The sequence below is a fragment of the Sphingomonas zeicaulis genome, from assembly GCF_050433225.1.
In the GTDB taxonomy this organism is placed as follows: domain Bacteria; phylum Pseudomonadota; class Alphaproteobacteria; order Sphingomonadales; family Sphingomonadaceae; genus Sphingomonas_D; species Sphingomonas_D zeicaulis.
This window is the reverse complement of record NZ_JBNPXQ010000003.1, coordinates 503967-522270: the sequence shown is the minus strand read 5'-3', so window position 1 is coordinate 522270 and position 18304 is coordinate 503967. Positions and strand designations below refer to the sequence as shown.

General features: G+C 65.5%; 15 protein-coding genes. 9 read left to right on the top strand and 6 right to left on the bottom strand.

Annotation, left to right across the window (positions count from 1 at the left end):
• Nucleotides 1-39: 39 nt before the first annotated feature.
• Together FHS96_RS15090 and FHS96_RS15085 are read left to right on the top strand one after the other, a co-directional pair.
• Nucleotides 40-819 carry an SDR family NAD(P)-dependent oxidoreductase gene (locus FHS96_RS15090; RefSeq protein WP_429593014.1) on the top strand — a complete coding sequence of 260 codons (780 nt, stop codon included), beginning with the start codon at nt 40-42 and terminating at the stop codon, nt 817-819.
• A gap of 162 nt (nt 820-981) precedes the next feature.
• Entirely contained in the window at nt 982-2025 is a 1044-nt protein-coding gene (locus FHS96_RS15085) for a Rieske 2Fe-2S domain-containing protein (protein WP_429593011.1), read from the top strand.
• A gap of 287 nt (nt 2026-2312) precedes the next feature.
• On the opposite strand, the gene FHS96_RS15080 is transcribed toward FHS96_RS15085, so the two are convergent.
• A complete protein-coding gene (locus tag FHS96_RS15080; RefSeq protein WP_429593008.1) occupies nt 2313-3695 on the bottom strand; it encodes an FAD-binding oxidoreductase in 1383 nt (460 codons plus the stop codon).
• Between the two features lie 65 nt (nt 3696-3760).
• Nucleotides 3761-4882: an alpha/beta hydrolase family protein gene (locus FHS96_RS15075; protein ID WP_429593005.1), complete on the bottom strand. Its 1122-nt coding sequence runs from the start codon at nt 4880-4882 to the stop codon at nt 3761-3763.
• A gap of 171 nt (nt 4883-5053) precedes the next feature.
• Between FHS96_RS15075 and FHS96_RS15070 the strand changes: the two genes are divergently transcribed.
• From FHS96_RS15070 to FHS96_RS15060, 3 genes are read left to right on the top strand one after another with little or no spacing between them, the layout of a single operon-like run.
• Nucleotides 5054-5659, top strand: coding sequence for a hypothetical protein (locus FHS96_RS15070; RefSeq protein WP_429593002.1), 606 nt, complete (start codon nt 5054-5056; stop codon nt 5657-5659).
• Nucleotides 5660-5679: 20 nt separating this feature from the next.
• The gene (locus FHS96_RS15065) at nt 5680-7263 is read left to right on the top strand and encodes a GMC oxidoreductase (RefSeq protein WP_429592999.1); all 1584 of its coding nucleotides are present in this window, start codon (nt 5680-5682) and stop codon (nt 7261-7263) included.
• 13 nt (nt 7264-7276) lie between these two features.
• A complete protein-coding gene (locus tag FHS96_RS15060; RefSeq protein WP_429592996.1) occupies nt 7277-9151 on the top strand; it encodes a hypothetical protein in 1875 nt (624 codons plus the stop codon).
• On the opposite strand, the gene FHS96_RS15055 is transcribed toward FHS96_RS15060, so the two are convergent.
• The 3 genes from FHS96_RS15055 to ubiM are packed head-to-tail and all read right to left on the bottom strand — an operon-like array spanning nt 9111 to nt 11510.
• Nucleotides 9111-9839, bottom strand: a complete 729-nt coding sequence (locus FHS96_RS15055; protein ID WP_429592993.1) for a sterol desaturase family protein — start codon at nt 9837-9839, stop codon at nt 9111-9113. The genes FHS96_RS15060 and FHS96_RS15055 overlap by 41 nt on opposite strands.
• 31 nt (nt 9840-9870) lie before the next feature.
• On the bottom strand, nt 9871-10278 hold the full coding sequence (locus tag FHS96_RS15050; RefSeq protein WP_429592990.1) for a group II truncated hemoglobin: 408 nt from the start codon (nt 10276-10278) through the stop codon (nt 9871-9873).
• A gap of 17 nt (nt 10279-10295) precedes the next feature.
• The gene (ubiM, locus tag FHS96_RS15045) at nt 10296-11510 is read right to left on the bottom strand and encodes a 5-demethoxyubiquinol-8 5-hydroxylase UbiM (protein WP_429592987.1); all 1215 of its coding nucleotides are present in this window, start codon (nt 11508-11510) and stop codon (nt 10296-10298) included.
• Between the two features lie 47 nt (nt 11511-11557).
• Between ubiM and FHS96_RS15040 the strand changes: the two genes are divergently transcribed.
• From FHS96_RS15040 to FHS96_RS15025, 4 genes are all read left to right on the top strand, one after another.
• On the top strand, nt 11558-12022 hold the full coding sequence (locus FHS96_RS15040; protein ID WP_429592985.1) for an Rrf2 family transcriptional regulator: 465 nt from the start codon (nt 11558-11560) through the stop codon (nt 12020-12022).
• On the top strand, nt 12015-12713 hold the full coding sequence (locus tag FHS96_RS15035) for a class I SAM-dependent methyltransferase (RefSeq protein ID WP_429592982.1): 699 nt from the start codon (nt 12015-12017) through the stop codon (nt 12711-12713). The genes FHS96_RS15040 and FHS96_RS15035 overlap by 8 nt, the downstream gene beginning before the upstream one ends.
• 435 nt (nt 12714-13148) lie before the next feature.
• Nucleotides 13149-16085, top strand: a complete 2937-nt coding sequence (locus tag FHS96_RS15030; protein ID WP_429592979.1) for a TonB-dependent receptor — start codon at nt 13149-13151, stop codon at nt 16083-16085.
• A gap of 89 nt (nt 16086-16174) precedes the next feature.
• On the top strand, nt 16175-17332 hold the full coding sequence (locus tag FHS96_RS15025; RefSeq protein ID WP_429592976.1) for a winged helix-turn-helix domain-containing protein: 1158 nt from the start codon (nt 16175-16177) through the stop codon (nt 17330-17332).
• 42 nt (nt 17333-17374) lie between these two features.
• On the opposite strand, the gene FHS96_RS15020 is transcribed toward FHS96_RS15025, so the two are convergent.
• Complete coding sequence (locus tag FHS96_RS15020) at nt 17375-18226, bottom strand: class I SAM-dependent methyltransferase (RefSeq protein WP_429592973.1); 852 nt, start codon at nt 18224-18226, stop codon at nt 17375-17377.
• Nucleotides 18227-18304 lie beyond the last annotated feature (78 nt).

Here is an 18304-nt window from a genome sequence, read left to right as displayed (position 1 = left end):
GGCCGCCTTCCCCCATTTTTCTTAGCTTCGGGACGAACGATGGACGAGACCTTCACGCTCCCCGCCAATGGCAGCTTCTCCTTCGCAGGGCGCACCGCATTGATCACGGGCGGCGGCCGCGGCGTCGGTGAGGCGGTGGCGCGCGAGATCCACGCTGGGGGCGGCCGGGTGGCGGTGAGCGATGTCGATATCGCGGTCGCTGAGGCCGTCGCCGCCTCGCTCGATCGGACCGGCGCGACCGCGATCGCGCTGCCGCTCGACGTGCGGGAGAAGGATCATTTTATCGCCGCGCAGGATGTCATTGCCGGCCGGTGGCGAAAGGTCGACATCGTCGTCAACAATGCCGGCTTCGCCAAGCGCACGCCGACACAGGAGATCAGCCCGGAGGAGTTCGACGCGATCGTCCAGATCAACATGCGCTCGGTGTTCCTCAGTTGCCAGATCTTTTCCGAACATATGCGCGCCAACGGCTATGGCCGGATCGTCAACATCACCTCGCTTGCCGGGCAGAACGGCGGGACGGTGGCCTCGCCCCATTATGCGGCGTCGAAGGCCGGAGCGATCATGCTGACCAAATATTTCGCGCGCTATCTCGCGGGCACCGGCGTGACCGTGAATGCGATCGCGCCGGGGCCGATCGATACCGCCAAGGCGCGCCTCTCGCCCGAACAGATCGCGCGGGTCGAGGCGGAGGTGCCGGTGGGGCGTTTCATGGCGGTGGGGGAGATTGCGGCGGCGGCGGCGTTGCTCGCATCGGACCGCGGCGGCTTCTTCGTCGGCGCGACGCTCGACATGAATGGGGGGCTTTATCTCCGCTGACTGGCACGGCCGCCCGCTGCTTCCGCTTCGCTACCCTCATTTCCCGATTATCTTATGGCTTTATTGGATAGCGATTGGCGGTGGCGCGCGGCGGACCCATAATCGGCGCAAACAATGAAGCCATGCCGGCGCGCTGCGCCTGGCCGAGAAACGGAGAGTTGCATGTTCATTTACAACGCATGGTATGTGGCCGCCTTCGCTGCCGATATCGAGGCGGGCAAGACGCTGGGCCGCAAGTATCTGAACAAGCCCGTGGTGCTGTTCCGGACGGAAGGCGGCGAGATCGCCGCGCTCGAGGATCGCTGCAGTCACCGGGCGATGCCGCTTTCTGCCGGCCATGTCGACGGCAACGTCATCCGCTGCTGCTACCATGGCGTGGAGTTCGACGGACGTGGCACCTGCACGCGCATTCCCAACCAGGCGCGCATTCCCGTATCCGCCAATGTCCGCCATTATCCGGTCGTCGAGAAGGACCATCTGATCTGGATCTGGATGGGGGAGCCGGCGCTGGCGGACCCCGCCATCATCGTCGACAGCCCCGAACATGATGATCCCGCCTGGACGTGGCGACCCTATAATTTCCCGGTCAAGGCCAACTGGCAGCTCATCATCGACAACATCATGGACCTGACGCACGTGCCCTATATCCATGCGCGCACGATCGGCGGGAATCCGGAACAGCATTACAGCGCCGATACCAAGGTGGAGTTCGACGGCCGCCGCGTGACCCTGCTGCGCAAGATGCCAAATTCGATCCCGCCCAAATCCTATGTCGATGCGGGCGGGTTCAAAGGTCGCGTCGACCGCTGGCAGGAGGTGCGCTTCGAACCTGCGATCGGCATGACGTGCCGCGTCAACGCCGGCGGCTGCGAAGTCGGGACAGGCGCCTATGAAGGCAGGCGCGACAACGGCTTCATGCTGGCGAACAACCATTTCATCACGCCCGAAACCGAAACGACGAGCCATTATCTTTGGACGATCTGCACCACCGCGCCGCGAGAGAGCGGTGTGCCGGACGTGCTGTTCGATCAGTTCTTCGACACGATCAGCGAGGATGAGGAGACGCTGGAGGCGCAGCAGCGCCGGATCGACGACGAGCCCGAACGGCCGTTCGTCGGCATCGCCAGCGACGGCGCGGTCAACCAGGCCCGCCGCCTGCTGAGCGCGATGAAGGAGGCCGAGGAGGGCGCGAAAATCGCTGCCTGAGCGACTGCCAATGCGGTGGTCGATCGTCGCGCCGACGCAATGCGTATATCGATTGCAGAGTGGCTTGCCCCCGGCCTCTCCGCCATCCTGCAGGTGCAGGATGTTGGGGCTGATCGTCGCGTCGAGCGGCGGTGGTACGCCGACGCTCGCGCGGCGACCCTGCTTCGATCGCCGGAGCCGCGCCTGACGTGTCGAGCACGCAATTGACGGCGCGGCCGTTTCTCATTGTCGATCGATCAGAGCAGGAAGCCGCAACCGCACGAAAGCAACTTCGCCATTCGCGGCCTTCATGACCACGCCAGATCCGCGCTGTAGTGCACCGAGTTGGGGTCCACCTTCGCGCGGATCGCGGCGTCTTTGCTGGTCTTGGTGTGCATGTAGCGGAAGCCGCCCTGCTCGATGCACAGCGCGTCGATGTCGGCGACGAGCGCGGTGAGCAATTCGGGGGTCAGGCCGGGGCGGATGCCCAGATAGAGCATCAGTTCGCAGAACGGCTCGGCCTCACCGCCCGAAAGCCAGGCCGATTTGATCGCCTTCACATAGAAGGAGATGAAGGCGAAGGCGTCATGGTCGCGGCGAAAGCGGTCGAGGATGGCGTGGAGGCCGCGAAACAGCGGCTCGTATCGGTCCATCGGCGCCAGCACGATCAGCATGCGCAGCGGGTCGCCCTCGCTGCTGTCGATGATGCGGTCGCTGAAGGTCTCGACATTTTTCAGGGTCGCATATTTGGGGCTGTAGATAATGCCGAGCATGCCCAGCACCTTCAGCACCTTTTCGAACCAGGCGGCTGAGCGGCCGGCGCGGTCGCCGATCCAGTGGAGATAGCCGTAATGCACCCGGTTGACGAAGCGCGCCCAGCCGGACTGCTTCGTGGCATGATAGGATGAGAATTGGCCGAGGGTCAGCATGCGCTTGCCGATCGGATATTCCAGCCACACGCCGCGTTCCATCACCGCGTCGCCGGGATCGGCGATGATCTTGCCCGAATGGGCGATGAACTTCGCCATGTCGCGGGTGATGACGCGCCGGTTGTGGACAAGCTCCACCCACTTGTCGACGCGCTGCAGGTCCAGCGTCATCGTTGCGATCACGCCCAGTCGGCCGCACGCGCCCAGAACGCGGTTGAGCCCGGCGGGGTCCGCCGCCTTGTCATGATGGATGACCTCCCCCTCCCAGGTGACGAGGTCGAGAGCCAGCACCGTATCGAGGAATAGGCCGAAGCGGTGCGAGGCGGGGCTGATCCCGCCGACCGAAGCGAAGCCGCCCGCGGTGATATGATTATGATCGCCGATGATCTTGAGGCCGAGATGATGCTTGGCCAGTTCCTCGTCCAGCTCGGCCAGCACCGTGCCCGACCGGATCGTCACTTGCGCGTTGGGTTCGTCGAGCGCGACGATGCCCGTCATCATCTGGGTGCCGATCACCGCGCCACGATCGCTGAGCACGAGGTCGTTGGAGGAATGACCCTTGCTGCGGACCATCGGCCGCTGGCCGAGCTGGTGCGTTTCCTTCAGCACCGCGACCAGATCCTCGGTGGTCTCGGGCAGGTAGATCTTGAGCGGCCGGATGGGCTTGGTCGCGCGGTCACCGATGCGGCCCCAGTCATAGCCGAAGCTGTCGATGCTGTCGTGATCGAAGCCCTCATGGCTGGTGAAGCGATAGGCCTGCATGATCCTCTTCCCCCCGATTGTTGGTCTTGTCGTTCCCCCCGTCCGCGCTTGCGCTCGCGTCTGCGTCAGGCTGCCCGGATCTGGTCGTCGCTCCACGAATGGCGCCGGATGAAATCGAGCATCGCCGGGAACACGTCCCGCGCCACGTCCTTGCCCATGAACACGTCCTGATGGCCGTAGCCGTCATAGATCTTGAGCTCGTGCAGCCCCGGCGTGATCTTTTCGAGCATCTCGTGGCAGACGATGTTGCTGTTCGTGAACACATGATTGTCGCGGCCGGTGGTGAACAGCACCGGCGTCGTCACCTCGCTCGCGCGGGACAGATAATCGTCCGGCAATCGCGTCAGGCTCGGGTCGGACGGATCGAGCTTCACTGCATGGCCATGCTTCACCATCTTGTTGACGTGGCGATAATATTGCGGGGAGGTCGGCCCATAGAGGTCGCCGCCGCGCTCATGCGTCACGTCCAGCAGATTTTCGTGCGAATAGAGCGCCGGCCGGCCCGTGCCCCACATGAAGCTCAGCATGTGGCAAGCCTTGTTGTCGCATTCCGGGTGGAACAGGTCGACAACCTTGCTGACCAGCTTGCCCGGCGTCAGCCCGCGTTCCTCGCCCCAGTTGGGCGCCAGATAGGGCTCGTTGATGATATAATCCATCAGGAAGGGCGCCATCCTGAGCTTCATCTTGGACCAGCCTGGCACGCGCGGCGTGAGCCCCGCACTGTTGGCGATCGCGCTGGCCACCCCGGTGATCGCGCCGCCGAACAGCCCCAGGCAGAAGGAAACCGCGCCCAGGCAATGGGTGATGACGTGGATGCGCACGTCCGCGCCGGAAATCTCGCGGATCTTCGCCAGCGCCGGCGGGAAGTCGAACAACGCGATATGGTCCATCGTATAGCGGTGGCGGGTAAGGTTGTAGGGATGGCGGTTGCTCATCCGGTAGTCGAAGCACCACACGTCCGGATAGCCGTTGCCGTGAAGATAGCGGACGAGGTTCTCATGTTCAGGCATGATGAACATGTCGGACGAGGTGGTCAGCCCGTGGACAATCATCACTACATCGCGCGCGGGCGCCTTGTTGAAGCGCAGCAGGCTGAGCCCCAGCATGTCCTCGGTGGCGATATAGTGCGTGGATGTCTCGCAGTCCGGTACGCCTGCAAGCGTAAACAGCGGAATTGTTCGCGTCATGGCCAATGTCCCTAAAACGCGGATCCCCATGCGCAAGTCGGGGGCATGACCGGCATGGGTAACAAACCTTGTTGACTTGGAACAGATCAAATTACGGCAAAGGTTGATTTCGCCTTGAACGGCAACTGGATTCATGATGATTTGAAGGCTGGATTTGGGCGGGGTGCGTCGATGGCAGGGATTCGCTTCAACGAAGCGATGACGGGCGGTTTCGTGCTTGGAGAGACTGATCCCGAAGCGGGACGGCGACAGGGCGAGCGGACCGGCCGGGCGTTGACGATGCACGCCCAGGTGGCGATCGACGATGTCGATCTTTTCCTCACCGATCCGGGGCACAATGGCGCGCTTGGCGGTACGCTCGACGTGCCGGGCTGGGGCCAGGGAATCGCGGCGACCGCCGGCGTCTTCCGCCTGTTCAGCCCGTCGGGCCAGCCGCGGCTCAAGCTGATGGTCTATGAACTGGCGTTCGCGCACGGCGGGCAGCCCTATTATCTGGCGGGCCGCAAGGAGGTGCGCGACGATCCGGGCTTCGACCTGTGGAGCGATACCACGACCTTGTTCACCCGGCTGCACGAAGGCGCGGACGCCGGCGGCCCGGTCATGGGCGCCGGCGTGCTCAGCCTGGGCGTCGCCGATCTGGTGCGGCTGATGTCGACAATGCGGGCGACCGGCGCGGCCGATACTGCAGAAGAGGCGAAGGTGCTGGCGCGCTTCGGCCGGATGTTCCTCGGCGAGTTGTGGGACAGTTACGGCCTGCAGGGTCGAGACGGGGGCTGAGGCCGCGATGGGCGATCGCCATGAACTGTGACACGATCGTCATCGGCAGCGGCTTCGGTGGCGCGGTAGCGGCGGCGAGGCTGGCCGAGGCGGGGGAAAGGGTGATCGTGCTGGAACGTGGCCGGCGCTGGTCCACCGCTAACTATCCCCGCACCATGACCGACAAATGGCTGTGGAGCCAGGACGACCCGGTAAGGCGCAACGGCTGGCTGGACCTGCGTGTGTTCCGCAACATGGCGGTGGCACAGGGGGCCGCGGTGGGCGGCGGATCGCATATCTATGCCAACATCTCGGCGGTGCCGGCGGCATCGACCTTCGATGCCGGCTGGCCGCCGGAAATTAGCTTTGCCGATCTCGCGCCGCATTACGCCACCGTCGGTGCGGTGATGGAGGTGCAACAGGTGCCGGACAACCAGTGGCCGGCGCGGATGAAGATGATGAAGAAGGGGGCGGAGGCGATTGGTGCCGGTGCGCGCTTCCGCAAGCTCGATCTGGCGGTGCGCTTCGACCCCGACTGGAACTATGAGGCTCCCGACGCGATGACGGTCGCGCGCAGCCGCCGCTCGCCCAACCGGCATGGCGTGGAACAGGGCACGTGCGTCCATATCGGTAATTGCGACATCGGCTGCGACGCCGATGCCAAGAACACGCTCGACAAGAATTATCTCGTCGTCGCCGAGAAGCATGGCGCCGATATCCGGCCGCTCCATCTGGTGATCTCGATCGAGCCGCTGGGGCGCAACGGCGGGGATGGCTGGCGCGTCCATTTCGACCGGATCGAGGGTGAGCGCCGCGGCGGCAGCCTGACGGCGAAGCGCGTCGTGCTCGCGGCGGGGTCGCTCAATTCCACCGAATTGCTGCTGCGATGCCGAGACGTCTACAAGACCTTGCCCGCGCTCAGTTCGTTCGCGGGACGGAGTTGGTCGAGCAACGGCGATTTCCTGACGCCGGCCTTCTACCCCGGCCTCAAGCTCCATCCGCACCGCGGGCCGACGATCACCAGCGCGATCGACTTTCTCGACGGATCGGTGGACGGCCAATCCTTCTGGATCGAGGATGGTGGCCTGCCCGATCTGATCAAGGGTTGGATCGAGGCTGCCGATACCTCGCACAAGGACGTCTCTCGCTTCCTTGATGTCATGCGCAAGGCGATGGCCGCCTATGGCCCGCTCGATTGCATGATGCCCTGGTTCGCGCAGGGCGTGGACGCAGCAGATGGCGTGCTCAGCCTCAGGCGGCGCTGGTGGCTGTTCGGACCCAGGCGGCTGACGTTGAAGTGGAACATCGCCAAGTCGCGCAAGCTGATGGACACGATCGTCGACATGCATGAGCGGCTGTCGCACCAGACGAACGGCACGCCGGTGGTGCCGCCGAGCTGGTCGGTGGCGCGCTTCCTCGTCACGCCGCACCCGCTGGGCGGCGCCAATATGGGCACCTCACGCAATAGCGGCGTCGTCGATCATGTCGGGCGGGTGTTCGGCTACGAAGGGCTGCTGGTACTGGACGGCGCGATCGTGCCCGAAGCGGTGGGGGTGAACCCCTCTCGCACGATCGCTGCGCTGGCCGAGCGCGCGATCGGATTGCTTGCGAAGGGTGCGGCATGAGGGGGGCGGGGCGATGAGGCGCAAGCGAGCGATGACGGGCTGGTATGATCCGGCGCAACTCGCGCAGACCGGCATCCGCGTCGCCATCTCCACCGTGTTCGGCCAGTTCGCCGACAAGCGCGAGGCGCTCGCCGCGGCCAACGCGATCGCACCGCAGCCGTTCGACGAGAGCTTCGATTATTCGACCAAAGGAGCGGACGGCTTCTGGCTCGATTTTGTCGCCGACACCGGCGACGGCTGGAACTCGACCTACGCGATCGCTCGCCTGCTTAGCGCGAAGAGCCTCACGATCGGCGAGGATGTGCTGCCCCGTGGGCGGGTGCTGATGATGGGCGGCGATCAAGTCTACCCCACCGCCAGCCGCGCCGAATATGAGGATCGCCTGCTTGCCCCGTTCGAGGCGGCGCATGAGGCAGAAGCGCAGGCGAATGGCTGGCCCGAGAAAGAAGCTCGGCCGGATCTCTATGCGATCCCCGGCAACCATGACTGGTATGACGGGCTCAACGCCTTTTTCGGCCTATTCTGCCGCCGCCGCATCGCGATCCCCGGCGCCATCGGCCAGCCGCGCGCCGGACGACCGATCGCCGGCTGGGAAACGCACCAGACGCGCAGCTATTTCGCACTGCAACTGCCCGGCGGCTGGTGGCTGTGGGGCACGGACAGCCAGCTCGAAGGCTATATCGACCAGCCCCAGATCGAATATTTCCGGCATGCCGCACGTTACTGGATGCCCAAGGGTTCGAAGCTCATCCTCTGCGTCGGTACACCGAGCTGGCAATATGTCGATGAGGAGGATCCCGATCCGGGTTTCGCCAGCTTCTCCTACCTCGAACGGCTCGCCGGGGTGGAGGAGGACGACAATGGGGAGCCGATGGGGCATCAACTGCGCCTCGTGCTGACCGGTGACAGCCACCATTATGTCCGCTTCGTCGAGGGCGATCGCCACTATATTACCTCCGGCGGCGGCGGCGCGTTCCTCCACCCGACCCAGCAGGTGACGGACAAGAATTTCACCTCGGAATTCCCGGAGCCCGGTGTGCGGCACCGGCGGGGCAATCCGCGGACACCGCGCAGCTTCAAGGTCGCGCAGTCCGCGGATGGCACGCCCGCAGTCTATCCCGCGGCGGCGACCTCGCGGCTGCTGACCTTCTGGAACCTGCTGTTCGCGTTCAAGAACTGGAAATTCCCGCTGCTGCTTACGCCGGCCTACGCGCTGTTCATCTGGATCCTCGATTTCAACGCGCGGTTGGGCCAGAAGGTAGGGCTCGGCGATGCACTCTTTCGCGGTGGCAGCCTATGGCGTGCCGTAGAATTATATTGGCAGTTTGTCATTGCCTCACCGCTCGCGCCGCTGCTTCTCGGCGTAACGCTGGCGGGCTATCACTTCTTCGCTGACGTGAAGAACGGGCTCGGCCGGTTCACCGCTGGAGCGGTGCATGCGGCGGCAAGTGCCGCAGCGGTGACGGTGACGACCTGTCTGCTCGCCCGGGCCGCGTGTTCGATCTGGCCGGCAGAACTCAAAACGCTCACCGCCTTCGCCCAGCAGATAGGGCTCATCGCCGGCATCGGTTTCGTATCGGCCGTGGTTTCCGCAACGATCTTCGGTCTCTATCTTCTCGTGATGCTGTTGGTGTTCAGCCGCCACTCGAACGAGGCGTTCTCGTCGATCGGGCATCGCGGCTACAAGGGCTTCCTGCGGCTGCGCATCGGTACAGACGGCGCGCTGACCCTCTATCCGATTGGGCTGACAAAGGTGCCATGGGATCGCGGCGCGACGCCGCGCAATCCGCCGCTGTCACCGCATCTGATCGAGGGGCCGATCCGCATCCCGGCGGACGCGCCAGTGGTCAGTCCCGCGCCAGCGCCGCCACCCACGGATAGCGCCTAGCCATCTCCGGTGTGTAGCCCAGGTTGAACACGGTCGGGCTCTTCGCCGGGCGCTCGCTGCGGGTATAGAGCGTGCCGAACAGGCGATCCCAGGCGAAGTTGGTGATGCCGAAATTGCCGTCCTCGTCGTGGAAATGATGTTCCATGTGGCGGCGCTTCATCGTCGCGAGCCAGCGGCCGCGCGGCTTCCAGCCGAGATGCTGCACGCAATGCGCGAACTCGTAAAAGGCGGTGCAGACGAGTCCGGTGGCAAACCCCGCCAGAGCGCTGCCGGGGCCGCCGATCGCCCAGCCGGGCAGCGCCGCAACGAGGAGCAATGTCGGCAGCGTCGTCCACAGCGCGCCGAACAATATCTCCAAGCGGTCGGGATCCATGTGATGATCATAATGGATGCGCTTCCACAGCCCGGCGAGCGCGGGCAGCTTGAACATCCAGCCGCTGTGCAGCACCCAGCGGTGCAGCGCATACCATACCAGCGGATAGGCGAGCGCGACGAACAGGATCGTCGCCATTGCCGGCAGCGGCGGCGCGGGCCACAGCATGAAGGCCGCTGCGCAGGCCAGCGTCAGCAGCGCATAGACGATCACCGCATGGTGCGTGGCATAGGCGGCGATCAGGTCGCGCAGGTCCATGCGGCCCAGATGGTGCGTGCGGTTCCAAGATCCCGGTTTGCTCGATCGCTGGTTCATGCGCCGGCCACTCCTTCTTTCGACCGCACCGTCAGTCGCGCACGATCATCGCGCTGGACATGCGCGCGAAGGCGCTGCGCATCATCGACGCCAGCGCGGGTTCCACCTCCACATCCTCCAGTGCGCGGCTCATCGCGTGCAGCCATTGCGCGGCGGTGGCCGGGGTCACCCCCAGCGCACGATGCATCGACATGATGCATCGTGCGCTGGGGCGCTCGACGAACCAGTCGCGCGGGCCCCCCAGCCATGCGGTGAGGAAGCGGGTGAGCGACTGGCGGGTAGCCGCGAGATCGGGCGCATGCATCGCGCGCAATGTCGCGTAGCGCGGTACGTCCTCCATCAGATCGTAGAACCGGTTGGCGAGCCGGCCGACGCCCGGCGCGCCGCCGATGCGCTCGTACGGGCTCTGTTCGGGTTCGGGCAGGGGCGAAGTCGCCATCGTCGGGGAAACTCCTGTCAACGTTGCATCAGCATGCGGGTGATCCCGGCGCGCACCACCGGCAGGCGGTGGGCGAGACGCAGCAGCGCCGGGCGCGCGATGCGTGCGGCGGGGCGATTGTCGGTGAAGGTCCGCACGATCAGCGCGGTCGCCGTGAACAGCGGTCCGGCGGCCAGCCGGTGCCCGGCCTCGTAGCGGGCGAGGAGCAGCGGCGCGGCAATGTCGCTGCCCCGTCGCAGCGCGCGCTGGATGAGGTCTGCGAGCGCCACTGCGCCGCGCAGCCCCAGATTGAAGCCATGCGCGGTCACCGGATGCATGCCCACCGCCGCATCCCCGATCAGCGCGGCGCGGGGGGCGGTGAAATCGCGGCTCCAGACGGTCGCCAGCGGACAGAGGCGCGGCGTGCCGGCCAATGTCATCGTGCCCAGCCGCCCGGCCGACCGCCGGGTCAGTTCTGCCGCCAGCGCTTCGGGATCGCGCGCCGCGACCCGCGCCGCCTCATCCTCATCCAAGGTCAGCACCACCGACGAATGGCGCCCCGCCAGCGGCAGCAGTGCGATGGTCTGACCGTGATCGAACCATTCGGTGGCGATGCCGCGATGATCGCGCTCATGCGCGACGCGGACGAGCAGCATCGAGCGGCCGAGCCGATCGACCCGCGCCTTTATGCCCAGTCGCGCCCGCACGTCCGAAAAGCGCGAATCCGCGCCCACAAGCAGCCGCGCGCTGATCGTCCGTCCGTCCCGCAGCGTCACCGCGGCGCCGGCCTTGCCGGTGACCAGCCCGGCGACTTCGGCGCCGGCAAGGATGGTCGGCCCGGGCTGGCCGTCTACCGCAGCGAACAAGGCGCGGCGGATATGGTGGTTGGCGACCAGGCGCCCGAGCGCATCGGTGGTGGCGGGGCCGGGATCGAAGGCCAGCGCGAAGGGCGACGCGCCGTCCAGCACCTGCGCCGCGCGCAGCGGTGCTACCGCCGCCGGATCGATATGATCCCACGCTCCCAGCCGGCGCAGCGCATCGACCGAGCGGTGGGTCAGCGCGATGTCGCGCCCGTCGTCGGCGGGTGTCTTGAGCCGTTCGAGCGGCTGGCGCTCGATGAGCACCACGTCGAGCCCGCTTCCCTCAAGCGCGCGGGCGAAGGCCAGCCCCGCCGGTCCCGCGCCGACCACGATCACATCGCATTGCATGCCGCCGGTCATAGCGGGCGCGGCCGTGGCGGCATTGACGAACATCAAACCCCGCTTGACCCTTCATCGAGTCATGTAATATTGATAGTTACATGAGTCGCGACAGTCGTCTTTCGGGCGTGCTCCACGTCCTGCTGCACATGGCGGAGCATCCGGGGCCGGTGACCTCCGAGGCGCTGGCGCGGGTGATGCGCACCAACCCCGTTGTGATCCGCCGGGTGATGGCGGGGCTGCGGCAGCAGGGCTATGTCCAGTCCGGCAAGGGGCATGGCGGCGGCTGGATCATCGCGCGGGATCTCGCCACGATCACGCTGCGCGATATCTATGACGGCATCGGCGCCCCGCCGCTCTTCGCGATCGGCAACCGCAGCGACAATCCCGACTGCGCGGTCGAGCAGGCGGTCAATGCCGCACTGGGCGCCAGCCTCGACGCCGCCGAGCGGCAATTGCTCGCCTCGTTCGGCACCGTCACGCTGGCCGACCTCAGCACATATTTTCACGATCGCCTGGCGCAGCGCGCGCCGGGCGACTGTTCGGAGACCGATCATCATGGCTGATGCTGCGCAGGAGCCCTTCCTGAAAAATTTCACCGACCCGCAGGCGGTGGCACGCTATGAGGAAGGGCCGAAGCGCTTCGTGCCCGGCCTCGACGCGCTGCACCGGATGACCGGGCTGCTGCTCGCGGAGCGCATGCCCGCGGACGCGCGCGTGCTGGTGCTGGGTGCCGGGGGTGGCCAGGAACTGCGGGCGATGGCGGATGCGCATCCGGGCTGGAGCTTCGTCGGCGTCGATCCCGCCGCGGAGATGCTGGGGCTGGCCGCGCGCGTTCTGGGGCCGCACCGCGAACGGGTCGAACTGCTCGAGGGCTATATCGACGACGCGCCGGCGGGGCCGTTCGATGGCGCGACCTGCCTACTGACGTTGCATTTCCTCGAAGAGGCCGAGCGCGAACGGACCGTCCGCGCGATCCACAGCCGGCTGCGTCCTGGCGCGCCGTTCGTCGCTGCGCATGCCAGCTTCCCACAGGCCGCTGCCGAGCGTGACGTCTGGCTCGATCGCTATGCGGCCTATCCGATCGCGATGGGCGTCGATCCCGATCAGGTGAACGGCGCCCGCGCTGCGGTGGCGGCGAGCCTGAACAGTTTCGATCCGGAGACGGACGAGGCGATCATTCGCGCGGGCGGTTTTGCCGATGTGCGGCTGTTCTACGCGGCCTTCACGTGGCGCGGCTGGATCTCCCACGCCTGATCGACAAGCAGGCGCGGCAAGACCGCTTCGGCTTCAGGAATAGCGTGCGGGCAGGGCATCGCGGCGTGCCGGGCGCCAGGGCGCGGCGATGCCAGGGCAGCGTGCGAAAAGCTACGGATGCGCGCAAATATCGTGAGCCACGGGTCGCCCGATGCCGGCAGGGCCGTGCGCGCGACGACGGCTGGCGTGAGTAAATGGCGCCGTTTCGAAACCCTTCGAAAGATTGGGGCAACATTTCCATTGACGCGCGGAGCGCGACCGATCAACATGCATGACACCGGTGACCATGCTCGACGTGATCATCGGTGCGGACCGTCATAGCGGCCGCGCGGGGAGGCGGGTTGTTTGGCCTAAGCGCCCATCTCTCCCGAATGATGTCCGCACGCAGGTGCGATTGCGGGCAGAAAACAGGTTCTGGGTGAGGAGTTGGGGAAAATGCTGGAAAAACAATCATCTGTCCGAGTTCGCGCTGCGCGGTTCACCGGTGTTTCGGCCGTGGCGATCTGGTTGGCCGCACTTGCGCCGACGGCCTTTGCGCAGTCCACGCCCGCCGAAGCACCGCCCCCGACTGACGATATGGTGCAGTCGGTGGAGTCGGAAGCTGCCGTCGAAGACATCGTCGTAACCGGTTACCGTCAATCGTTGCAGGCCGCCTTGAACCTCAAGCGTAACGAAGTGTCGTCAGTCGACGCCATCGTGGCAGAAGATATCGCAAAATTCCCTGACCAGAACCTCGCGGAGTCGCTGCAGCGCATTCCGGGCATCTCGATCCAGCGCGATGGCGGCGAAGGCCGGGCGATCACCGTGCGCGGCCTCGGCGCGCAGTTCACCCGCGTTCGCGTCAATGGGTTGGAAACGATCACCACCACGTCGGACGGCGCCTCGGCGAATCGTGAACGCTCCTTCGATTTCAACGTCTTCGCGTCCGAACTCTTCTCCAGCCTGGTTGTCCACAAGACTGCGGAGGCGAGTCTCGACGAAGGCTCGCTGGGCGCGGTCGTCGATCTCAACACCGGCAACCCGCTGGCCGGCAAGGATGGGCTGACCGCGGTCGCCTCGGTCAATGGCTCCTATAACGACCTGTCGGACACGCTCGGGCCGCGCATTGCCGGGCTTGTGAGCTGGAAAAACCCCGCAGGCACCTTCGGCGTCTCGGCTTCGGTCGCCTATTCGAAGACGGACACGATCGAGACCGGCAACAACACGGTGCGCTGGGCGCAATCCTATTTCGACTCGGTTGATGGCACGCCATGCTTCTACTCCGTGCCCGGCGCGACAGGGGGGACACCGGTTTCCAACAGCGGCGGCAGCTATCGGCCGAGCGCCGCCTGCGATGCCGCATCGCTCGCTTTCCACCCGCGCATCCCGCGCTACGGCGTGGTCGGCCATGATCGCGAGCGTCTGGGCATCACCGGATCGGTGCAGTTCGCGCCGACCGACCGCACCAAGATCTCGATCGACGGCCTCTATTCCAACTTCAAGGAAGTGCGCGACGAGAAATGGGCCGAAGTGCTGCTGCGTTCCAACGAGCGCGCGGTGGATGTCGTCAATCCGGTCTATGACGATAATGGCAATATGGTCTCGGCCACGCTCAACGATGTCTATGTCCGCACTGAGCATTTCAGCAAGCATTCGGAAACCGAATTCTACCAGGTCGGCGCCACGCTGGACCAGGAGGTGACCGACCGGTTCAAGTTCACCTTGCGCGGTGGCCTTTCCAAATCCACCGCCGATGTGCCGATCGAAACGACGATGATGTTCGACGATCGCGATGCGCAGGGCTATCAATACGACTATACGGATATGGATCATCCGGTGCTGAGCTTCGGTACCAGCGTGACCAACCCCGCCAATTTCCAGCTTTCCGAACTGCGCGACGCGCCGTCGACCAACACCAACAAGTTCAAGACGGTGCAGTTCGCCGGCGAATGGGAAGCGGTGGACGGCTTCACGGTGAAGTTCGGCGGCGTCTGGCGGCGCTATAATTTCGATCTGGTCGCGTTCAATCGCAACACCCAGGTGTGCGGCGGCGCAGGTCCCGATCGCGTGCTCGGCACGATCACCTGCACCGCGGCCAGCGTATTCGGCGCCAACGCGGTCTATGGCTTCCCCGTCACGCCGAGCCTTGCCGAACTGGTCAATCTGCCCAGCGCCGGCGCACCTGCGGGCACGACTACCGAATGGGTGGTCGCCAACCTGCCGGCGACGACCGCCTTCACCAACTTCTACAACATCCCGCTGGTGCAGGACGTCGGCAGCACGCGCGGCGTGCAGGAAACCACCAAGGGCGGCTATCTGCAAATCGATGCCAAGGGCACGCTGTTCGGTCTCGATTATGCGTTCAACGGCGGCGTCCGCTATGTTCGCACCGAGCAATCCTCTTACGGCCTCACCAATGGCGTCCAGGTGGTGGTGGACCGCGCCTATGACGACTGGCTGCCGGCGATGAACATCGCGCTCTATCCCTCGCGAGACCTCATCATCCGCGGCGCGATCGCCAAGGTGATGACCCGCCCGGCGCTGGGGCAGCTCACCCCGGGGGGCTCCGCCTCGGGCTTTGCGCAGACGATCAGCTTCGGCAATCCCGAACTCGATCCCTATCGCGCGACATCGTACGACGTGGCGGTGGAATGGTATTTCCGGCCGGAGTCGGTGTTCTCGGTGGCCTTGTTCAAGAAGGACATCGAAAGCTTCCCGATCAGCGAAACGCGCACCGGCACCTTCCTCGAAACCGGCCTGCCGCCATCGGTACTGAGCCCGGCGGATCCGGCGAGCGTCAATCCGGCGCTGCTTTCGCAACCGATCTGGCAGATTTCCAGCTTCGCGAACGGCACCGGCGCCTCGCTGAAGGGCGTCGAAGTCGCGGTGCAATTGCCCTTCAATTTCCTGCCCGGCGCGTTCAGCCATTTCGGCGTGCAGGCCAATGCCACCTATGTCGATTCCGACGCGACCTACCAGTTGACCGGCCCCGCGACGCAGGCCTGCACGCGGCGTACCCCCACCGCGGCCTGTTCGCTGGCGGGCGTGCCGGGGAATTACAGCTCGTCGCTCTACAACCTGTCCAAATATGCCTATAACGCGACGCTCTATTATGATGATGGCCGCTTCAGCGCGCGCGGCTCGCTCACCTATCGCGGACCGTTCAACGATCAGGGCAGCGGCAACAACAATGTGTTCGAGGGCTATCTCAGCTACACCAATCTCGACGCATCGATCCGCTACAAGCTGACCGACTGGGTGGAACTGTCCGTGCAGGGCACCAATCTGCTCGACACCTACCGCACTCGCTATGTCGATGAGGCGACCAAGCGCGCCTATGAGAATAATCATTTCGGCCGCACCATCCTGTTCGGTGCGCGGCTGAGCATGTGATCAATGCATGGCCGGGGGATATTCCCCGGCCACGTCGTTCGCGGCCGGCGGTTGCCACGTGCCACCCGGCCGTTTAGCTGTCGGCGGCGATGAAGGTAGAGCGCATCGGGTTGCCGCTCGCGCGGCGGATCGCCCTTGCCGCGCAAGGCTTTGGCACAAAACAGCCGGATGCGCCGGGCGCTGGCCATTTGCGGCGCAATCTGAACCGGCTGGCGTTGCACCAGATCGACAGCGTCAACGTGCTTGCCCGCGCGCATTATCTCCCCGCATTCTCGCGCCTCGGCGTCTATGACCGCGCGGATCTCGATGCGCTCGCCTGGGGGCCGAAGCGGAAGCGCGCGCTATTCGAATATTGGGCGCACGAAGCCTCGCTGCTGCCCTTTGATCTCCACCCATTACTGCGCTGGCGCATGGCGCAGGCCGATCGCGGCGAGACCGGCTGGCGCGCAATGCGCACCTACGCCGTCGATCGACGGGCGGAGGCCATGGCATTGCTCGATCGCATCCGCGACGAAGGTCCACTCGCCGCGTCCGATTTCGAGGCGCACAAGGGGCAATCGGGGTGGTGGGAATGGAGCGACACCAAGCGCGCGCTCGAATGGCTGTTCTGGGCGGGTCACATCACCACCGCCACACGTCGTGGCAGTTTCGAGCGCGTCTATGACCTTACCGAGCGGGTCATCCCGGCGGAGGTGCTGGCGCTGCCGACTCCGACGGATGCCGCTGCGCACCGGGCGCTGATCGAACGCGCCGCGATGGCGCACGGCATCGCCACCGAACGCGAGCTGCGCGACTATTTCCGCCAGTCGCCCGAGGAGGCACGCCCCGCGGTCCAGGCGCTGGCGGAGGAGGGGGTGCTCATTCCCGTCGACGTGCCCGGCTGGCGCCATGCCTGGCTGCACCGCGATGCCCGCCATCCTCGCCGGATCGAGGCGCAGGCGCTGCTTGCGCCGTTCGATCCGCTGATCTGGGAGCGCGACCGCGCCGAGCGGCTGTTCGGCTTCCGCTATCGCATCGAGATCTATGTGCCGGCGCCAGCCCGCCTCCACGGCTATTATGTGCTGCCCTTCCTGCTCGATGACCGGCTGGTGGCGCGGGTCGACCTGAAGGCCGATCGGCAGGCCGGCCGGTTGATCGCGCGCGCCATCCATTTCGAGCCGGACGCGCCCGATCATGCGCCGGAGGCGCTGCAGCAAACGTTGGAGCGCATGGCGCAGTGGCTGGGGCTTGAGGGCGTCGATCGCTGAAGTGCTGCGGCCCGGCCGAAGCCGGGCGCGCACCCCCTCAGCCTATGTCCGCACGATCACTCTCAAATAGGTCGCGGGAATGATCGTCCGATTCGCATCGCCGCGATTCTCCCGTTCGAACAGGGCCTCCAGTTCGGCCTGCAGGTCCGCGCGTCTGCCGTTGCGTTCTGCCGCGTCGAAGGCGTTCATCGTCGGGCCGTAATAATCGCGGAAGATCGCCAGGAAATCGTGCGGGCGTCCGGGATAGTCGAAGGTGTAGGTGGCGGGGGTGCAGTCGATGCGGTCGTCCGGGATGCCTGCGGCGGCGAAGCGTTCGCGGACCATCTCCTCGCGGCCCCAGGTGACGGGGCTGATAAAGCCTTCAGGCGGGGGTGGAGTGTAGGTGGCGCAGATTTGCAGCACGCGCGCGATCAATGTGGGATCGCCGGGTATCCAGTTGCCCATCATGATCCGCCCGCCGGGCCGCGTGACGCGCACCATCTCCCGCGCGGCGTCGATCGGCCGCGGCGCGAACATCGCCCCGAACACGCTCACCACCAGATCGAAGCTGTCGTCCGCCAGCGCATCGAGCCGGCAGGCATCGCCCTCCTCGAAGCGCAGATTGTCGAGGCTCCCCATCACGGCGCGGGCGTTGCCGGCGGCAACGAGGTTGGCGGCGATGTCCACGCCCAGCACGCGCGCACCGCGCTGTGCCGCGGGCAGCGCGGTGGTGCCGTCTCCGCAACCGAGATCGAGCACATCCATTTCGGGATGCACGCCCAGCGATTCGATCACCGCATCGCCGCTGTCGCGCATCGTTGCGGCCAGCCGGGTAAAATCACCCTTTTCCCACAAGGCCTTGTTCGGATTGATTGTCGGCGCTGCGGGGGCGGCGACGGGTTCGATCGAAGACATAATCACTCTCCTTTTGCCGGATCATGCGATCGGCTTCTGCTGTCGCCATAGTCTTGCCCCGCTGTCATGCTTGATCCC